The following is a 17,502-nucleotide window of genomic DNA, read 5'->3' on the forward strand; positions in this document are numbered from 1 at the left end:
ACAGACATCGCATCCCGTAGTTCTGCGAGAGACCTTGGATCCGGGCCCGATTCGGGCATCCGGCGACATTGCGCCCTCTAGGACGGTGTCTCGGGGGGAGAGGTTCACTCCCCACCGGAAAGCCGGGTCAAAGGCCAAGGAAAGACCGGGGCAAGCCTCGCTGAAAGCGGCGGTCGCCACGGGGGAAAGCGCAGGCAGGAAGTACCTCATGGGTCTCACGAGCGATAAAACACTGGCATTGGCGGTCTTGTCCGCCGTACTCCTTTTCGTCGGCACGGTGTGGCTGTGGCCCCGGCTGGCCCGCCGCAACTGGCGGGCCGTCAGCGGTCGCGTCGGCCTATTGCTGGCCACCCAGACGGCGCTCTTCGCGTGTCTCGGGATAGCTGCCAACCAGGCTTTCGGTTTCTACGCCAGCTGGGCCGACCTGTTCGGCAGGGAGACGGACCAGGGTGTCGTCGTCGACCATGCGGCGGGCGGCGGTCCGCTCCAGGTGGTCGCCACCTCCCGCGTGCACGGCGCGGGCGGTGCGCGGCCGGGGACGGCCGGTCAGGTGCAGCAGGTCGACATCGTCGGCCGTACGACCCGGATCGCCACGCCCGCCTACGTGTACCTGCCGCCGGAGTACTTCCAGCCGCAGTACCGCACCCGTACGTTCCCGGCGGCGGTCGTCCTCACCGGCTACCCGGGCACCGCGCGGGCGCTCGTCGACAAGCTGCACTACCCGCGCACGGCACAGCAACTGGCCAAGGACGGGCGGATGCAGCCGATGATCCTGGTGATGCTGCGGCCCACGGTCGCACCGCCCCGGGACACCGAGTGCGTGGACGTCCCGCGGGGCCCGCAGACGGAGACCTTCTTCGCCAAGGACCTGCCCGACGCCGTGACCGCGCACTACAGGGTCGGCAGAGAACCGGGAAGCTGGGGGATCATCGGCGACTCGACCGGCGGCTACTGCGCGCTCAAGCTCGCGATGCACCACCCCGGCGTGTACGCGGCCGGCGCGGGCCTCTCCGCGTACTACAAGGCGCCCGTCGACCCCACGACCGGTGACCTCTTCCAGGGCGACGGAAGACTCCGCGACCGCGCGAACCTCTGGTGGCTCCTCGGGCACGAACCCGCTCCGGACACGTCCCTGCTGGTCACCAGCAGCAAAATCGGAGAAACCAACTACAAGGACACGCTGAAATTCATCGCGCGCGTGCAGGCCACGAACCTGACCCGGATCTCGTCGATCATCCTCGACAGCGGCGGCCACAACTTCAATACCTGGCGCCGCGAGATCCCCGCGACGCTCCAGTGGATCAGCGGCCGATTGAGCGACCGCTGACCCCGGTCTCCTGCGACGCCGTACGAAGACTTCGTTGTCGCTGTGTTTTTACGGCCCGGGGCACCACGATTCGCCTACGCGCGGTAAGTTTCTGGCCATGCCACGTGGACGTCACCGTCATTCCCCGCCTTTGCACAGGCTGTTGCCTCCCTCGGCGATCGCCGGTGTCTCCCTCGTCTGCGCCCTGGGCCCCTGGTTGTTCTCCCAACCGACGGCGCTGCGCACGCTGGCCGCGATAGCCGCGGCGACCGCGGCGGTCGGTGCCGCCGTCATGCGGCGCTGGGACACCGACGCGGGCAAGCAGGTGGCCGACCTGTCACGCGCGCGTGCGAGCGACGAGTGGCGCCACGAGGAGCGGATCGCCGAGCTGGAGACCGACCTCGAGGAGTCGCGGGAGCTGCGCGCCAAGCTGGAGCAGCGGCTGCGCGCGAAGCGGGCGGAACTGGCGGGACTGCGCAACGAGCACGCGTCCCTGCTGCGCCGCTACGCCACGGCCGAGACCGAGCGCGCGAGCGCCCTGGAGGGCCGCCGCCTGCTGGAGATCGAGGCCACCGCGCCGTCGAACGCGCTGCCGGCCGCCGGGACCGCCGAAGAGGCGGAAGGGCCCGTGGCGGGTGTCGAGGACGGCGAGGGCCTGGAGGTCGAGGAGACGACTCCCGCGGTCTTCTCGCCGGAGGGTTCCAAGCTGTTCCTGCGGGCCAAGGTGGCATTGGCCCGCTTCGACGAGGGCGACGCCCCGGAGGCCGAGGCCGACACCGGCACCGAGGACGCGACGGAGACGGCCGCCGCACCCGAGGCGCCCAAGAGCGAGTCCGCACCGGAGGACGAGGAACAGGGGAAGCCCGAGGCGGTCGACGGGCACACGCGCGCGGCCGCCGTCACCACCGCCGAGCCGGCGGACAGCACCCCGGCGCCGGCGAAGCAGGACGTCCCCACCACGACGGCACCGTCCGTCAACTCCGTCAAGCCCACCGGGCACTTCACGGTGCCGACGGCGGTGGCCGTGCTGCCGGCCGCACCCATCCCGCGTCCGCTGGTCACCGGCGGGTTCGACTTCTTCGGCACCCAGAAGGGCTCGTCGGCCGGCGGGCTGGAGTCCATGCACAACGAGGACCTCGCGGACGTCGTCGGCCAGGAGGCGCTCGCGCTCCACAAGGCGGAGTCCGAGGCCGAGTTCAAGCCCGCCGACCCGGAGACCCGGGGCGTCGGCCAGGTCATCGACCTGACCGCGCACGACGAGACCGAGCAGATCAACATCGGGGGCCTGCGCAGCGCCGCCTCCTGAACGCCACCGGCAACCCGCGCCGGTCCTGAGCCGGGGCACCCGCCGGGTGCCCCGGCTCAGGCGTTCCCTGGTCCGTGCTCGGCCCGTGCTCGGCCCGTGCTCGGGCCTCCGTGCCGCCCTCGGGCGCGTGCTCAGGCCATCCAGCGGTCCGGGCGCGCCGACCGGCGCCCCGTCCGGGACCGCTCGGCCTGCTCCCGCAGCAGCGACGCGGCCGCCTCCGCGTCCCGCAGACGCGCCGTCACGGTCTTGTCGGCCCCCGTGTCCACATGAACGTCCGCGAGCCGCCACAGCCGCTCCCAGGGCCCCTGCGTCAGCCGCACGCTCTGGACCTTGGCGTGCGGAACGAGCGCCAGGCGCCGGCGCAGCAGCCCGTGCCGCGCGGCGAACACCGTGTCCGTGACCGCGAGCCCGTACCCGCGCCACCACAACGGCACGCACCAGCGGGCCTGCCCGGGCGGCCGCGGCAGCTCACCGGGCACCGTCACACCGGGCAGCACGCGCGCGACGACCGACTCCGCGACCGCGCGCGGGGCGACCGGCACCAGCACCGAGTTCGCCGACCCTGCCACGTCCAGCTCCACCCGCACCCAGCGCAGCGGCCGCCACAGCAGCGGCTCCACGATCCGCACGGTCTGCACCCGCCCCGGCGGCACCGTCTCGTGCGTCCGGTCGAGCAGCCCGTGATCGATACGCAGCCCGTCCGGGGACTCCCCGACCGTCCAGTCGTACTCCCCGACGAACCTCCCCACACTGGTCGTGGCCGCCGCGCCGAGCAGCGGCAGGGCGGTGGCGAGCACCGTCCACACACTGTGCGTGGCCAGCCACAGCACCGGCGGTACGACGAGGGCGGCGGCCAGGGAGCCCCAGGTGGCGCCCGTCAGCACGAGGGAGAGTGCGAGCTTGCCCGGGGGCACGCGCATCAGCTCGTGCGCCGGCGCCTCACCGACTTCGTGCGCCGTCTCGGGCGCGAATCCGGCGGCGCGCGCCAGCAGTTCCGCGCGGAGCGCACGCGCCTCGCCCTGCCCCAGGAAGGCCAGCTCGTCCTTCTTGTCGGTGCCGACGACATCGATGCGCAGCTTGGCGACGCCCGCCACGCGCGCGAGGAGCGGCTGGGTCACGTCGACGGCCTGGATCCGCTCCAGCCGGATGTGCGCGGTGCGCCGGAACAACAGGCCGGTGCGTATGCGCAGTTCGCTGTCGGTCACCGCGAAATAGGTGAACCACCAGGTCAGGAAGCCGTACAACGCGCCCGCCGTGACCAGGACGGCGAGTCCGGCCAGGAGCATGGTCGTGGTCAGCTTCGTCAGCTGCTCCTGGGCCTGGTTGGGGTCGTGCACCGCCCAGCCGGTGAGCACCGCGACCGGCGCCCACGCCCGCCGGAACGGCGTCACGGGATGCAGCCGCCGCTCGCCCACGGCCTTGCGGGGGCGTATGGCGCCGTCCACGCCGGGCGCGGTCACAGGCCCGCCGATCGGGCCTCGCCCAGCTCGGTGAGCCGGTCGCGCAGCCGTTCCGCCTCGGCCGGGTCGAGGCCGGGGATGGCCGCGTCGGTGGCCGCGGCCGCGGTGTGCAGCTGCACGCTCGCCAGACCGAAGTACCGCTCGACGGGCCCCGAGGTCACCTCGACCAGCTGCATCCGCCCGTACGGCACCACGGTCTCCTCGCGCCACAGCACACCACGGCTGATCAGCAGGTCGTCGGCGCGCTCGGCGTACCGCCAGGAATGCCAGTTGCGGCCGAGCAGCACCCAGCCCCAGACCGCCACGGCCAGCGGCAGCAGCGCGAAGGCCGCCCACACCGGACCCGCGAGCAGACCCGTCAGCAGGCCCACGGCGAGCGTGAGCAGCCCCAGCCACACCACCAGCAGCAGCCGGCGCATCCGCAGCAGGCCGGGCGGCAACCCTGCCCACACCGGTTCGGTCTCCGTCGCCCCGGCGCCGGCCGGGCTCCCCGTCTCCATAAGGTCAGCGTACGTACGAGAGACTGGGTCCATGACTCCTACGACGGAGACCACGGTCGGCATCGGCGGCGCCGCGGAGAGTACCGACATGGTGCTCAACATCGGCCCCCAGCATCCCTCCACGCACGGTGTGCTGCGGCTGAAGCTCGTGCTGGACGGGGAGCGCATCGTCTCCGTCGAGCCGGTGATCGGCTATATGCACCGCGGCGCGGAGAAGCTCTTCGAGGCGCGCGACTACCGGCAGATCATCATGCTCGCCAACCGCCACGACTGGCTGTCGGCCTTCTCCAACGAGCTGGGCGTGGTCCTCGCCGTCGAGCGCATGCTCGGCATGGAGGTGCCCGTCCGCGCGGTGTGGACACGCACCCTGCTCGCCGAGCTGAACCGGGTGCTCAACCACCTGATGTTCCTCGGTTCCTACCCGCTGGAGCTGGGCGGGATCACCCCGGTCTTCCACGCGTTCCGCGAGCGCGAGGAGCTCCAGAACGTCATGGAGGAGGTCTCCGGCGGGCGCATGCACTACATGTTCAACCGCGTCGGCGGCCTCAAGGAGGACCTCCCGGCCGACTGGACCGCACGCGCGCGTGCCGCCGTCTCCGCCGTCCGCTCCCGCATGGACGTCTTCGACGGCCTGGTCCTCGGCAACGAGATCTTCCGCGGGCGCACCCGGGGCGTGGGCATCCTCGCGCCGGAGGCCGTGCACGCGTACGGCGTGAGCGGCCCCATCGCGCGCGCCTCGGGCGTCGACTTCGACCTCCGCCGCGACGAGCCCTACCTGGCCTACGGCGAGCTCCAGGACACCCTCCGGGTGGTCACCCGGACCGAGGGCGACTGCCTGGCCCGCTTCGAGTGCCTCCTGGAACAGACCCACAACGCCCTGGACCTGGCCGACGCCTGCCTGGACCGGGTCACCGAGCTGCCGCCGGGACCGATCAACCAGCGGCTCCCCAAGGTCCTCAAGGCGCCCGAGGGCCACACCTACGCCTGGACCGAGAACCCCCTCGGCATCAACGGCTACTACCTCGTCAGCAAGGGCGAGAAGACCCCGTACCGGCTGAAGCTGCGCTCGGCGTCGTTCAACAACATCCAGGTGCTGATGGAACTGCTGCCGGGGACGCTGGTGGCGGACATGGTCGCGATTCTGGGGTCGATGTTCTTCGTGGTGGGGGACATCGACAAGTAGGACGCGGGGCGCGGGGCGTGCGGCGCGGGGTTGCGCGGCGCGGGGTTGCGCGGCGCGCGGCGTGGGGTTGTGCGCGCCGGGCGTGCGGTGCGAGGCGCGGGGGCGTGCGCGCCTGGCGTGTGTCAGAGCAGTGGGTTCTCGATGCCCACCGGCTGCAGCAGCCAGCCGAAGTCGCCGAGGCCGCCGGGGGCGGTGAGTTCGGCGGCCTCGCCGGCGCTCGCGAGGGCGCGTACGTAGGTGGCGGGGTGCGTGGAGGCGAGCGTGAGCGGGGGGCGTGCGCCTATGAGGCCCAGGGCGCGCAAGGCGACGCGTTGTGTGCAGAAGAGCGCTTCGGGGAGGCCGTACGCCGTGTCGAGCGCGGTGCACGCGTCCAGCGCGACGTGCGCCGTGATGTCGCACGACCCGTCCGGGACGGGCGCCGTCGCGCGCCCCTCGCGGAAGCCGGTGAGGGTGCCGAACGGAGGGCGCGTGTCCACGGTGTGCGCGTAGTCCACGGCCACCGCGAGCCCCTGCCGCACACAGGTGACGGCGTCCGCCCACGCCCGGTCCCGGGGCAGCCCGATCTCCGCGCGCAGCCCCGGCTCGGCGCCCAGCGGCCACCACCGCGCGAGCCACTCCGCGTCCGCGCCCGACACCCGCTCGCCGAGCAGCTCGATGCCGTCGCGCCGGACGTGCACCAGCCGGGGCACACCGGCCGAGTCCACCTCGGCGACGTCGACCGGGACGTTGTCGAGCCATTCGTTGGCGAAGAGCAGGCCGGTGACCGTGCGCGGCAGCTCGGTCAGCCAGGTGATGCGGTCGGGCAGGCCGGGCGGGCGGCCGGCGATCTCGACGGCGCAGGCACGCGTGCGTGCCGCCACGTCGGCGGGCAGCGCGGCGAGCACGCCGGTGACCAGCTCGCCCCGGCCGGCGCCCATGTCGACGAAGTCCAGCGTCTCGGGGCGCCCCAGGGCGTCGTCGACCCGGCACAGCAGCCCGGCCACCGCCTCGGCGAACAGCTGCGACGCGTGGACCGACGTACGGAAGTGCCCGGCCGGTCCCTCCGGGCGGCGGTAGAAGCCGCCAGGGCCGTACAGGGCCGCCTCGGTGGCCGCACGCCAGCCACGGGCGTCGTCTGCCGTCTCTCGCGTCGCCTCATCCGTCACCGGGCCAGACTAGGCGCACAGGTGATCACCTTCTCCACCTTGCGGAGTACGTGTGCGGAACAGGGATCGGCCCTCCGGTTGACCCCTGCACCTATCACGCTTCCCTACTCTGGGTTACGTGCAGCGCCTCTATGACTTCCTCCGCAGGAACCCGACATGGGTCGACAGCTTCTGGGCCGTCGTCCTGCTCGGGGTTTCCTGCGTGAGCGTCGTGAATCTCAGCGAGGCGCGCGACCACCACGGTTCGACCGCCGCCATGCTGGCCGTGTCCGTCGTCATGGCTGTGGTGGTCGCACTGCGCCGCCGTCTTCCGGAGCCGATGCTGGTGCTGGCCGCCGCGACCGGCCTGGCCCAGCTGATCCTGAACGTCGAGACGACCGTCGCCAACTTCGCCATGCTGGTGATCGTCTGCACGGTCGCCGCGGTCGGCGAGCGCTGGGCGTCCCGGTTCGCCCTCTACGCGGGGCTGTGCGCGGCGCCGCTGGCGCAGATCCGCTGGCCGCAGGACAGGACGAGTCTCCTGGGGCACCTGGCGATCGTGGTGTTCCAGACGGTGCCGTTCGTGCTCGCCTGGGTGCTCGGCGACTCCATGCGCACCCGCCGCGCCTACTTCGCGCAGCTGGAGGAGCGCGCCGCCCGGCTGGAGAAGGAGCGCGAGGCGCAGGCCAAGGTCGCGGTCGCGGCCGAGCGCGCCCGGATCGCGCGCGAGCTGCACGACGTGGTCGCGCACAACGTGTCGGTGATGGTGGTCCAGGCCGACGGCGCCGCCTACGTCCTGGACGCCGCCCCCGACCAGGCCAAGAAGGCCCTGGAGACGATCTCCTCCACCGGCCGCCAGGCCCTCGCCGAGATGCGCCGCCTGCTGGGCGTGCTGCGCACCGGCGAGCACAAGGAGGTCGGCGAGTACGTTCCGCAGCCCGACGTCGAGCAGATCGACGAGCTCATCGAGCAGTGCCGCAGCTCCGGCCTGCCCGTCGACTTCAAGGTCGAGGGCACCCCGCGCCCGCTGCCCAGCGGTGTCGAGCTGACGGCGTACCGGATCGTGCAGGAGGCGCTCACCAACACCCGCAAGCACGGCGGGCCCAACACGGGCGCCAGCGTGCGGCTGGTCTACTTCGACGACGGACTCGGCCTGCTGGTCGAGGACGACGGCAAGGGTGCCCCGCACGAGATGTACGAGGAGGGCGGCGTGGACGGGCAGGGGCACGGCCTGATCGGCATGCGCGAGCGGGTCGGCATGGTCGGCGGCACCCTCGACGCCGGCCCTCGTCCTGGCGGAGGATTCCGCATCAGTGCTCTGCTGCCGCTCAAACCGGCGCATTGACACGGACGCACGCCCCCGGTTGACACCTGTCACGCTCCCGGGGAAACCCGCAACAAGCTGATGAACGGAAACGGAAGAGGACCCGATGACGATCCGCGTGATGCTCGTCGACGACCAGGTGCTGCTGCGCACCGGGTTCCGGATGGTGCTTGCGGCACAGCCGGACATGGAGGTCGTCGCGGAGGCGGGCGACGGCGTCGAGGCCCTCCAGGTGCTGAAGTCCACCGACGTGGACGTCGTCCTGATGGACGTGCGCATGCCCAAGCTGGACGGGGTGGAGACCACCCGCCGAATCTGCTCGGAGCCCGACCCGCCCAAGGTGCTCATCCTGACCACCTTCGACCTCGACGAGTACGCCTTCTCGGGTCTGAAGGCGGGCGCCTCCGGTTTCATGCTCAAGGACGTACCGCCGGGGGAGCTGCTGGCCGCCATCCGCTCCGTGCACAGCGGCGACGCCGTCGTCGCGCCCTCCACCACCCGGCGGCTGCTCGACCGCTTCGCGCCGATGCTGCCCTCCGCCAACAAGGAGTCCCAGCACCAGGAGCTGAACCGGCTCACCGACCGCGAGCGCGAGGTCATGGTGCTGGTCGCGCAGGGACTGTCGAACGGCGAGATCGCGAGCCGGCTGGTGCTCTCCGAGGCGACCGTGAAGACCCACGTGGGCCGCATCCTGACCAAGCTCGGGCTGCGCGACCGGGTGCAGGTGGTCGTCCTGGCCTACGAGACCGGGCTGGTCCGCGCGGGCGGCGGGCACGGCTGACCCGCGCGCGTGGCCGGCGTACGGCCCGCGCGGCTAGCGGAGTATGCCTTCCAGGAAGTCGCTGCCGAGGCGGGCGACGACCGTGACGTCCAGCTGATGCAGCACGTAGCGGCCGCGGCGGCGCGTCGTGACCAGGCCTGCCTTCTTGAGCACGCCCAGGTGCCGGGACACCTCGGGTGCCGACAGGCCGTGCACCTGCGCCAGCTCGCTGGTGGTGTACGCGCTGCGCGCCAGGTACCGGCACAGCCGCATCCGGACGGGATGGGACAGCGCCGCCATCCGTAGCGTGAGCGCTTCCACCGACGCCGGTGCGGCGAGCTCCGGCGAGCCGACCGGATAGTGCAGCACCGGTTGCCAGCCGTAGCGGTGCAGGACCATCAGATGCGGCCAGCCCAGGCTCGTGGGCACCAGCAGGAGGCCGTCGGCCTCGGCCACGGCGTGGCCGTCGGTGAGCTTGTCCACGGTGATCCGCGCGCCCGACTCGTCGAGCGTCACGACCGGCGAGACCGCCGCGAGGGCCTCGGCCAGCCCCTTGCGGCGCAGCAGCTCCGTCTTGTACCGGGCGTCGGCCGCCAGCTGGTGGCGCAGCCGCGACCAGGCCTCGTCGAAGAACGCCTCGGCGCAGTCCTCCAGGAACCGGCGCAGCCACGCGCGCACACTCGGCGGATCGTCGAGCAGCCGCTGCGCGAACCGGACCTGCTGCGGACCGCGCGAGGCGGCCACCTCCAGCGCTCTGCGACGCCCGACCGGATCCGACAGGAGGGCCGGTGCCAGCGTGTCGTAGGAGAGCACGCACGTGAACTCCAGCGCCGCGTCCACGAACTGTTCGTCCGTCAGCTTGTCCAGCTGGCCGAGCTCCTCGGCCAGCGTGCCGCCCGGGACGGCGCCGGGAACGGCCGCGTACGGCAGGAACAGGTCCGAGAACGTCGACCGCCACAGAAAGTCCGCCTCGCACATCCGGTCGGCCAGATGCGGCTCCATCCGGGCGGTCACGCCGGTCACCCAGCCCTGGAGGCCGGGATGGTGCCCCGGTTCGGACAGCGCGTGCAGCGCCATGCCGAGCTCGGCCAGGGGTGAGGGCACGACGGTGACCCTCTCCGGCCGCAGTCCCGCGATGTCGATACGCACGCTCATGTCCCCATCGTGCACCCCGCCACCGACAACGCCTCCCTCGATTGACGGGCGCCGTCAATCGACGCGACGGCCGCCCGGCGGGGGCGCAGGCTGGGGAGCCATGAGCATCGTCCAGCAGTACTTCCTCGACACGCACCGCGCTCAGCAGCACGGGGAGCCCGCGCCGCCCGCGCCCGGCGCGCACGACGTGCGCGTGGCGCGCGAGGCGCGCGAGTACCGACGATTCCGCGCCGTCGTCGCGGGGCGGCCGGCTCGGGGGCGGATTCGGGGCGCTCTGGTGCGGTGGGTGCGCCTGCGCACGTGGTGAGGGGCGTGCGCCGGTCGCCCACGGGGGCGCCAGGTGCTGCATGAGAGCGGGTGCCAGGTGCTGCGCGACGGCGGGTGCGGGTCGTGTGCGGTTGGTTGCGCGCGCAGTTCCCCGCGCCCCTGAAGGGGCGTTTCCGGAACGGACGGAGCGTCTCCGGAGCCTCTAAGGCAACCGTTCGACGAAGTCCGCGACCGCCGCCCGCACATCCGCCGCCGTCCACTCCAGGCCCGCCGCCGTCACCGTCACCTCGGTCGTGGCCAGCCCCGGCCCCGTGGACTCCCAGGGGCCGCTGAACAGGTAGGTGCCGGTCTCCTCCGCCTGGCGCACCGCCGCCTCCAGCAGCACGTCGCCGTCGTACGGCAGCCAGACCTGGAACTGGTGGGTGTGCGGCTCCTCGGGGAAGACCCGCGCCCAGGGAAGGCCCGCCTCGGCGAAGCCCTCGCGCAGCGCCGAGGCGACCACGCGCGCGTGCCGTACGAAGTCCGGCAGGCGGGGCAGCTCGCGCTCCAGGCCGGCCAGGGCCGCGAGCGCGGTCGGGAACTGCTGGAAGACCATCCCGCCGTACCGGTGCCGCCAGGTCTTCGCCTCTTCGACCAGGGACTTCGGGCCGGCCAGTGCGGCGCCGCCGAATCCTTCGAGGGACTTGTAGAACGACACGTAGACGCTGTCCGCCAGGTCCGCGATCTCGTGCAGGGGGCGCCCGAAGTGGACGGTCGACTCCCACAGGCGCGCGCCGTCGAAGTGCACCACCGCGTCGCGCTCCCGCGCCGCCTCCACGACCTCCGTGAGTTCCTCCCAGGAAGGCAGCACGTAACCGGCGTCCCTGAGGGGCAGTTCCAGCATCAGCGCCCCGAAGGGCTCCTCGAAGTCGCGTATCTCCTGGGCGGTGGGCAGCCGGGGCTCAGCGGTGACGCGCACCGGGCGCAGGCCGGCGACCTCGCGGAAGGCGTTGCGTTCGTGGACCTCGGGGTGGGCGAGGGCGTGCAGGGCGACCGTGGGGTTGCCGGTGCGGGCCGCCCAGCAGCGCAGGGCCACCTGCTGGGCCATCGTGCCGGTCGGGAAGAACGCGGCGGCCTCGGTGCCCAGCAGGGCCGCGACACGCTTCTCCAGGGCCTCGACGACTCCGTTGCCGTAGAGGTCCCCGGGTTCGTCCAGGTCGTACACCTCGGGTGCGGCTTCCTGGAGCCGCGCGAGCCGTTCGCGGAGCGAAGCACGCGCGCCCACGCGCGCAAGGACGCGTTCGGCCTTCCGGTAGGCGGCCGTGCGCCGCTCCCGCATCCGCTGCTCCGCCGAAGCGGGTTCGTCCGGCTGGTCGTCCTGGAGGGTCGGCGTATCGCTCATGCTCTGGATGATGCCGTCACGCGGCACCGGCGGGCCCCACATTTTCCGCCCGGGAGGAAGTCCGCAGGACCGCCCGGGGCGATGTGACCGGTCACCCACAGCCTGTGGACAGCCAACTTGGGCCGAACCCGATAGCGTTAACATGACGAGAAATCGTCCGGTACCCAGAGCGGACTGGAACGGGAAGGCCACCGTCGCGTGAGTACAGTCCAACAGCCAGACCCCAGTGACCGCCCCGCGCGGCTCACCGTCGGCGTCGTCGGCGCCGGTCGGGTGGGCCCCGCGCTCGCCGCGTCCCTGCAGCTCGCCGGGCACCGTCCGGTGGCCGTCTCCGGGGTCTCCGACGCCTCCCGGCGGCGCGCCGAGACGATGCTGCCCGACATCCCGCTGGTACCCCCCGCCGAGGTCCTCCAGCGTGCCGACCTGGTGCTCCTGACGGTCCCCGACGACGCCCTGCATGCCCTGGTCGCCGGCCTCGCCGAGACCGGCGCGGTACGGCCGGGCCAGCTGCTCGTGCACACCTCCGGGCGATACGGCGCCAAGGTCCTGGACCCGGCCCTGCGCGCGGGCGCGCTGCCGCTGGCCCTGCACCCGGCCATGACGTTCACCGGGACACCGGTGGACGTGCAGCGGCTCGCGGGCTGCTCGTTCGGGGTGACCGCGCCCGAGGAGCTGCGGCTGGCCGCCGAGGCACTCGTCATCGAGATGGGCGGCGAGCCGGAGTGGATCTCCGAGGAGAACCGCCCGCTCTACCACGCGGCCCTCGCCCTCGGCGCCAACCACCTGGTCACCCTGGTCGCCCAGTCCATGGAGCTGCTCCGCACGGCCGGTGTCGAGGCCCCCGACCGGATGCTCGGCCCACTGCTCGGCGCCGCCCTGGACAACGCCCTGCGCTCCGGCGACGCGGCGCTGACCGGGCCGGTCGCGCGCGGGGACGCGGGCACCGTCGCCGCGCACGTCACGGAGCTGCGCCGGCACGCCCCGCAGGCCGTCGACGGCTATCTGGCGATGGCCCGTGCCACGGCCGACCGGGCGCTCGCCCAGGGGCTGCTGAAGCCGGAACTCGCCGAGGACCTCCTCGGCGTCCTCGCCGGCGGCACGGACGGCACCCACGGCACCGAGGGGAACACCCGATGAGCACCGCCCTGCTGAGCACTGCCGACGAACTGCACGCGCGTGTGCGGCACGGCCGCCGCGCCGTCGTGATGACCATGGGCGCCCTGCACGAGGGCCACGCCACGCTGATCCGGAGCGCGCGCGAGATCGCCGGCCCGGACGGCGAGGTCGTCGTCACGGTCTTCGTCAACCCGTTGCAGTTCGGGGCCGGTGAGGACCTCGACCGCTACCCGCGCACCCTGGACGCCGACCTGAAGATCGCCGAACAGGCGGGCGCGGACGCCGTGTTCGCCCCGTCGGCCGAGGAGGTCTACCCGGGCGGGCAGCCCCAGGTGCGGGTCACCGCGGGGCCGATGGGCACGCTCCTGGAGGGCGCGTCGCGGCCCGGGCACTTCGACGGCGTCCTCACCATCGTCGCCAAGCTGCTGCACCTCACCCGCCCCGACGCGGCCCTGTTCGGGCAGAAGGACGCCCAGCAGCTGGCCGTGATCCGGCGCATGGTGCAGGACCTGAACTTCGGCGTCGAGATCGTCGGCGTGCCGACGGTGCGCGAGCCCGACGGGCTCGCACTCTCCAGTCGCAACCGCTTTCTGTCGGCCGATGAGCGGCGCACGGCGCTCACGCTGTCGCGCGCGCTGTTCGCCGGAGGCGACCGGCACGCGGCACAGGAGGCATTGCGTGCGCGGGCGCGCGAGGTGCCGTCCACGCGGGCACGTGCCGAGGCGCTCAGCGCCATAGGGGAGTCCCGCGCGGCCGCCGACGCGCACGCCGTCGCCAAGGCCGTGCCGAACGCCGCCGCGGCCGTCCGCGCGGCCGCCCGGACGGTCCTGGACGAGGCCGTCCACTACGACCCGCCGCTGGCACTGGACTACCTCGCCCTGGTCGACCCCTCCGACTTCACCGAGATCGACGACGACTTCACCGGAGAGGCCGTCCTCGCCGTCGCCGCCCGGGTCGGGACGACCCGGCTGATCGACAACATCCCGCTCACCTTCGCCGCTCCCGGAGCCGCCTCGTGACCAGCACAGGCATACGACTGCACGCGCCCGCCCCCGGGTGGTCCATCGACGCGGACGTGGTGGTCGTCGGATCCGGCGTCGCCGGCCTGACCGCCGCCCTGCGCTGCGAGGCCGCCGGACTGACCACGGTCGTCGTCACCAAGGCGCTCCTCGACGACGGCTCCACCCGCTGGGCCCAGGGCGGCATCGCGGCGGCGCTGGGCGAGGGCGACACCCCCGAACAGCACCTGGACGACACCCTGGTCGCGGGCGCGGGCATGTGCGACGAGGGCGCCGTACGGATCCTCGTCACCGAGGGCCCCGACGCGGTACGGCGGCTGATCTCGACCGGGGCCCACTTCGACACCGACGCGGACGGCGACATCGAGCTCACCCGCGAGGGCGGCCACCACCGGCGCCGGATCGTGCACGCGGGCGGGGACGCGACCGGCGCGGAGGTCTCGCGCGCGCTGGTGGAAGCGGCTCGCGTGCGGGGCGTGCGGATGATCGAGAACGCGCTGGTGCTCGACCTGCTGACCGACGCCGAGGGGCGCACGGCGGGCGTCACCCTGCACGTGATGGGCGAGGGCCAGCACGACGGTGTGGGCGCCGTGCACGCCCCCGCGGTCGTCCTCGCCACCGGCGGCATGGGCCAGGTCTTCTCCGCCACCACCAACCCGTCGGTGTCCACCGGCGACGGCGTGGCGCTCGCGCTGCGCGCCGGCGCGGAGGTCTCCGACCTCGAATTCGTCCAGTTCCACCCGACCGTACTGTTCCTCGGCGCCGACGCGGAGGGCCAGCAGCCACTGGTCTCCGAGGCGGTGCGCGGGGAGGGCGCGCACCTGGTCGACGCGGACGGTGTGCGCTTCATGGTCGGGCAGCACGAGCTGGCCGAGCTCGCGCCCCGGGACATCGTCGCCAAGGGCATCATGCGGCGCATGCAGGAGCAGGACGTCGAGCACATGTTCCTTGACGCCCGGCACTTCGGCGCCGACATGTGGGAGCACCGCTTCCCGACGATCCTGGCCGCCTGCCGGGCGCACGGCATCGACCCGGTCACCTCGCCCATCCCGATAGCGCCGGCCGCGCACTACGCCTCCGGGGGCGTGCGCACCGACGCGCGCGGGCGCACGACCGTGCGCGGGCTCTACGCGTGCGGCGAGGTCGCGTGCACCGGCGTGCACGGCGCGAACCGGCTCGCCTCCAACTCCCTCCTGGAGGGACTGGTCTACGCCGAGCGCATCGCCGCCGACATCGCCGCGCGGCACGCGGAGAACCGCCTCCACGCGCGCGTGCCCGTCCCGGTCCCGCACCCCGACAAGCCCGCGCACCCGCTGCAGGCCCCCGAGGCCCGGTTCGCGATCCAGCGGATCATGACCGAGGGCGCCGGCGTGCTGCGCTCCGAGGAATCCCTGGCCAGGGCCGCCGAGCAGCTCCAGCGCCTGCACACCGAGGCGCGCGACGCCCTCGCCGAGAACGGCAAGACCGCCGAGCCCGGCGTCGACACCTGGGAGGCCACCAACCTCCTGTGCGTCGCGCGCGTGCTCGTCGAGGCGGCCCGGCGCCGCCAGGAGACCCGCGGCTGCCACTGGCGCGAGGACCACGCCGACCGCGACGACACCACGTGGCGCCGCCACATCGTCGTACGGCTGAATCCGGACCGCACGCTGGCCGTGGGCACCACCGACACCGCAGACTTCCCCCCGACCCGGCCGCACCAGCCATCCCAGGAGCAGTGACAGACGTGAGCACCAACGACCTTCCCCTCGCCGACGGCGGCGGCTGCGGCGACGGCTGTGCCTGTGGCGCCGAGGGCGACGAGGAGTACCTGGAGTGCGGGCTCGACCCCGCGCTCGCCGAACTCCTCGCCGCCGCCGGACTCGACCCCGTGGAGGTCGAGGACATCGCCAACGTGGCCATCCAGGAGGACCTGGACAACGGCGTGGACGTGACGACCGTCGCGACGATCCCCGAGGAGGCCGTGGCGACCGCCGACTTCGTCGCGCGCGAGGCGGGCGTCGTCGCGGGACTGCGGGTCGCCGAGGCCGTGGTCTCCGTGGTCTGCACGGACGAGTTCGAGGTCGAGCGGCACGTCGAGGACGGCGACCGGGTCGAGGCCGGACAGCCCCTGCTGTCGATCACCACCCGCACCCGCGACCTGCTCACCGCCGAGCGCAGCGCGCTCAACATCCTGAACCGCCTCTCCGGCATCGCGACCGCCACGCGCGCGTGGGCGGACGAGCTGGAGGGCACGACCACGCGCGTGCGGGACACCCGCAAGACCACCCCGGGGCTGCGCTCCCTGGAGAAGTTCGCGGTGCGCTGCGGCGGCGGCGTCAACCACCGGATGTCGCTCTCCGACGCGGCCCTGGTCAAGGACAACCACGTGGTCGCCGCCGGCGGCGTCGAGCAGGCCTTCAAGGCCGTCCGCGAGGCCTTCCCGGACCTGGCGATCGAGGTCGAGGTCGACACCCTGCACCAGCTGCGCGAGGCCGTCGACGCGGGCGCCGACCTGATCCTGCTGGACAACTTCACGCCGGGGGAGTGCGAGGAGGCCGTGGCGATCGTGCACGGACGCGCGCTCCTGGAGGCCTCCGGGCGGCTCACCCTGGAGAACGCGCGGGCGTACGCCGACACCGGCGTGGACTTCCTGGCCGTCGGTGCCCTCACCCACTCCTCGCCGATCCTGGACATCGGCCTGGATCTGCGCGAGTCGGAGTGATCCCATGCTCCTCACGATCGACGTCGGCAACACGCACACCGTCCTCGGGCTCTTCGACGGCGAGGACATCGTCGAGCACTGGCGCATCTCCACGGACGCGCGCCGTACCGCCGACGAGCTGGCGGTACTCCTCCAGGGACTGATGGGTATGCACCCGCTGCTCGGCGAGGAGCTCGGCGACGGCATCGACGGGATCGCGATCTGCGCGACGGTGCCGTCCGTGCTGCACGAGCTGCGCGAGGTCACCCGGCGGTACTACGGCGACGTGCCGGCGGTGCTGGTGGAGCCCGGGGTGAAGACCGGGGTGCCGATCCTCACCGACAACCCCAAGGAGGTCGGCGCGGACCGGATCATCAACGCGGTCGCCGCCGTCGAACTGTTCGGCGGGCCGGCGATCGTCGTCGACTTCGGTACGGCCACGACCTTCGACGCGGTGTCCGCGCGCGGGGAGTACGTCGGCGGTGTGATCGCCCCCGGTATCGAGATCTCCGTGGAGGCGCTGGGCGTCAAGGGCGCGCAGCTGCGGAAGATCGAGGTGGCCCGGCCCCGGAGCGTGATCGGCAAGAACACGGTGGAGGCCATGCAAGCGGGCATCGTGTACGGGTTCGCCGGGCAGGTCGACGGAGTGGTCGGCCGCATGGCGCGGGAGCTGGCGGATGATCCGGACGACGTGACGGTGATCGCGACGGGCGGACTGGCGCCGATGGTGCTGGGCGAGTCCTCGGTGATCGACGAGCACGAGCCGTGGCTGACGCTGGTGGGGCTGCGGCTGGTGTACGAGCGGAACGTCTCGCGGATGTGAGGTGGCGGGGTGGGAGCATCCCCCGGCGGCCCGGCGGCCCGGCGGCCCGGCGGCCCGGCGACCCGGCGGCCCGGCGACCCGGCGGCCAGGTGGGTGGC

General features: G+C 73.0%; 16 protein-coding genes. 11 read left to right on the forward strand and 5 right to left on the reverse strand.

Annotation, left to right across the window (positions count from 1 at the left end; genetic code table 11):
* Positions 1-208: 208 nt before the first annotated feature.
* Together ACFWXC_RS29690 and ACFWXC_RS29695 are read left to right on the forward strand one after the other, a co-directional pair.
* A complete protein-coding gene (locus ACFWXC_RS29690) occupies positions 209-1,327 on the forward strand; it encodes an alpha/beta hydrolase (protein WP_384483351.1) in 1,119 nt (372 codons plus the stop codon).
* A gap of 97 nt (positions 1,328-1,424) precedes the next feature.
* Positions 1,425-2,612, forward strand: coding sequence for a hypothetical protein (locus tag ACFWXC_RS29695; RefSeq protein WP_384483352.1), 1,188 nt, complete (start codon positions 1,425-1,427; stop codon positions 2,610-2,612).
* Between the two features lie 131 nt (positions 2,613-2,743).
* On the opposite strand, the gene ACFWXC_RS29700 is transcribed toward ACFWXC_RS29695, so the two are convergent.
* Together ACFWXC_RS29700 and ACFWXC_RS29705 are read right to left on the reverse strand one after the other, a co-directional pair.
* Positions 2,744-4,072: a PH domain-containing protein gene (locus ACFWXC_RS29700; RefSeq protein WP_384483353.1), complete on the reverse strand. Its 1,329-nt coding sequence runs from the start codon at positions 4,070-4,072 to the stop codon at positions 2,744-2,746.
* Positions 4,069-4,572 carry a PH domain-containing protein gene (locus tag ACFWXC_RS29705; protein ID WP_384483354.1) on the reverse strand — a complete coding sequence of 168 codons (504 nt, stop codon included), beginning with the start codon at positions 4,570-4,572 and terminating at the stop codon, positions 4,069-4,071. The genes ACFWXC_RS29700 and ACFWXC_RS29705 overlap by 4 nt, the downstream gene beginning before the upstream one ends.
* A 31-nt stretch (positions 4,573-4,603) precedes the next feature.
* Between ACFWXC_RS29705 and ACFWXC_RS29710 the strand changes: the two genes are divergently transcribed.
* The gene (locus ACFWXC_RS29710; RefSeq protein WP_384483355.1) at positions 4,604-5,755 is read left to right on the forward strand and encodes an NADH-quinone oxidoreductase subunit D; all 1,152 of its coding nucleotides are present in this window, start codon (positions 4,604-4,606) and stop codon (positions 5,753-5,755) included.
* Between the two features lie 122 nt (positions 5,756-5,877).
* Here the strand turns inward: ACFWXC_RS29710 and ACFWXC_RS29715 are convergent, their stop codons facing one another.
* Positions 5,878-6,900: an SAM-dependent methyltransferase gene (locus ACFWXC_RS29715; RefSeq protein WP_384483356.1), complete on the reverse strand. Its 1,023-nt coding sequence runs from the start codon at positions 6,898-6,900 to the stop codon at positions 5,878-5,880.
* Positions 6,901-7,018: 118 nt separating this feature from the next.
* Between ACFWXC_RS29715 and ACFWXC_RS29720 the strand changes: the two genes are divergently transcribed.
* Entirely contained in the window at positions 7,019-8,224 is a 1,206-nt protein-coding gene (locus ACFWXC_RS29720) for a sensor histidine kinase (protein ID WP_384483357.1), read from the forward strand.
* Between the two features lie 85 nt (positions 8,225-8,309).
* Entirely contained in the window at positions 8,310-8,984 is a 675-nt protein-coding gene (locus tag ACFWXC_RS29725; RefSeq protein WP_384483358.1) for a response regulator, read from the forward strand.
* Between the two features lie 33 nt (positions 8,985-9,017).
* On the opposite strand, the gene ACFWXC_RS29730 is transcribed toward ACFWXC_RS29725, so the two are convergent.
* On the reverse strand, positions 9,018-10,118 hold the full coding sequence (locus tag ACFWXC_RS29730; RefSeq protein WP_384483359.1) for a DUF5937 family protein: 1,101 nt from the start codon (positions 10,116-10,118) through the stop codon (positions 9,018-9,020).
* A gap of 100 nt (positions 10,119-10,218) precedes the next feature.
* On the opposite strand from ACFWXC_RS29730, the gene ACFWXC_RS29735 reads away from it, so the two are divergent.
* Positions 10,219-10,425, forward strand: coding sequence for a hypothetical protein (locus tag ACFWXC_RS29735; RefSeq protein WP_384483360.1), 207 nt, complete (start codon positions 10,219-10,221; stop codon positions 10,423-10,425).
* A 162-nt stretch (positions 10,426-10,587) separates the two neighbouring features.
* Here the strand turns inward: ACFWXC_RS29735 and ACFWXC_RS29740 are convergent, their stop codons facing one another.
* Positions 10,588-11,766 carry a threonine aldolase family protein gene (locus tag ACFWXC_RS29740; protein ID WP_384483361.1) on the reverse strand — a complete coding sequence of 393 codons (1,179 nt, stop codon included), beginning with the start codon at positions 11,764-11,766 and terminating at the stop codon, positions 10,588-10,590.
* A 198-nt stretch (positions 11,767-11,964) separates the two neighbouring features.
* On the opposite strand from ACFWXC_RS29740, the gene ACFWXC_RS29745 reads away from it, so the two are divergent.
* From ACFWXC_RS29745 to ACFWXC_RS29765, 5 genes are read left to right on the forward strand one after another with little or no spacing between them, the layout of a single operon-like run.
* Positions 11,965-12,903 carry a Rossmann-like and DUF2520 domain-containing protein gene (locus tag ACFWXC_RS29745; RefSeq protein ID WP_384483362.1) on the forward strand — a complete coding sequence of 313 codons (939 nt, stop codon included), beginning with the start codon at positions 11,965-11,967 and terminating at the stop codon, positions 12,901-12,903.
* A complete protein-coding gene (panC, locus tag ACFWXC_RS29750) occupies positions 12,900-13,901 on the forward strand; it encodes a pantoate--beta-alanine ligase (RefSeq protein WP_384483363.1) in 1,002 nt (333 codons plus the stop codon). Before ACFWXC_RS29745 ends, panC begins: the two co-directional genes overlap by 4 nt.
* Positions 13,898-15,619, forward strand: coding sequence for an L-aspartate oxidase (locus ACFWXC_RS29755; RefSeq protein ID WP_384483364.1), 1,722 nt, complete (start codon positions 13,898-13,900; stop codon positions 15,617-15,619). Before panC ends, ACFWXC_RS29755 begins: the two co-directional genes overlap by 4 nt.
* Positions 15,620-15,624: 5 nt before the next feature.
* Positions 15,625-16,602 carry a carboxylating nicotinate-nucleotide diphosphorylase gene (nadC, locus tag ACFWXC_RS29760; RefSeq protein ID WP_384483365.1) on the forward strand — a complete coding sequence of 326 codons (978 nt, stop codon included), beginning with the start codon at positions 15,625-15,627 and terminating at the stop codon, positions 16,600-16,602.
* Between the two features lie 4 nt (positions 16,603-16,606).
* Complete coding sequence (locus tag ACFWXC_RS29765) at positions 16,607-17,404, forward strand: type III pantothenate kinase (RefSeq protein ID WP_384483366.1); 798 nt, start codon at positions 16,607-16,609, stop codon at positions 17,402-17,404.
* Positions 17,405-17,502: the final 98 nt, after the last annotated feature.

The organism is Streptomyces sp. NPDC058683 (genome assembly GCF_042716195.1).
GTDB lineage: Bacteria > Actinomycetota > Actinomycetes > Streptomycetales > Streptomycetaceae > Streptomyces.

Coding starts and splice junctions, on each gene's coding strand:
- ACFWXC_RS29690 (WP_384483351.1), top strand. CDS start 209: ATGGGTCTCACGAGCGATAAAACACTGGCATTGGCGGTCTTGTCCGCC.
- ACFWXC_RS29695 (WP_384483352.1), top strand. CDS start 1,425: ATGCCACGTGGACGTCACCGTCATTCCCCGCCTTTGCACAGGCTGTTG.
- ACFWXC_RS29705 (WP_384483354.1), bottom strand. CDS start 4,572: ATGGAGACGGGGAGCCCGGCCGGCGCCGGGGCGACGGAGACCGAACCG.
- ACFWXC_RS29710 (WP_384483355.1), top strand. CDS start 4,604: ATGACTCCTACGACGGAGACCACGGTCGGCATCGGCGGCGCCGCGGAG.
- ACFWXC_RS29725 (WP_384483358.1), top strand. CDS start 8,310: ATGACGATCCGCGTGATGCTCGTCGACGACCAGGTGCTGCTGCGCACC.
- ACFWXC_RS29730 (WP_384483359.1), bottom strand. CDS start 10,118: ATGAGCGTGCGTATCGACATCGCGGGACTGCGGCCGGAGAGGGTCACC.
- ACFWXC_RS29735 (WP_384483360.1), top strand. CDS start 10,219: ATGAGCATCGTCCAGCAGTACTTCCTCGACACGCACCGCGCTCAGCAG.
- ACFWXC_RS29740 (WP_384483361.1), bottom strand. CDS start 11,766: ATGAGCGATACGCCGACCCTCCAGGACGACCAGCCGGACGAACCCGCT.
- panC (WP_384483363.1), top strand. CDS start 12,900: ATGAGCACCGCCCTGCTGAGCACTGCCGACGAACTGCACGCGCGTGTG.
- ACFWXC_RS29765 (WP_384483366.1), top strand. CDS start 16,607: ATGCTCCTCACGATCGACGTCGGCAACACGCACACCGTCCTCGGGCTC.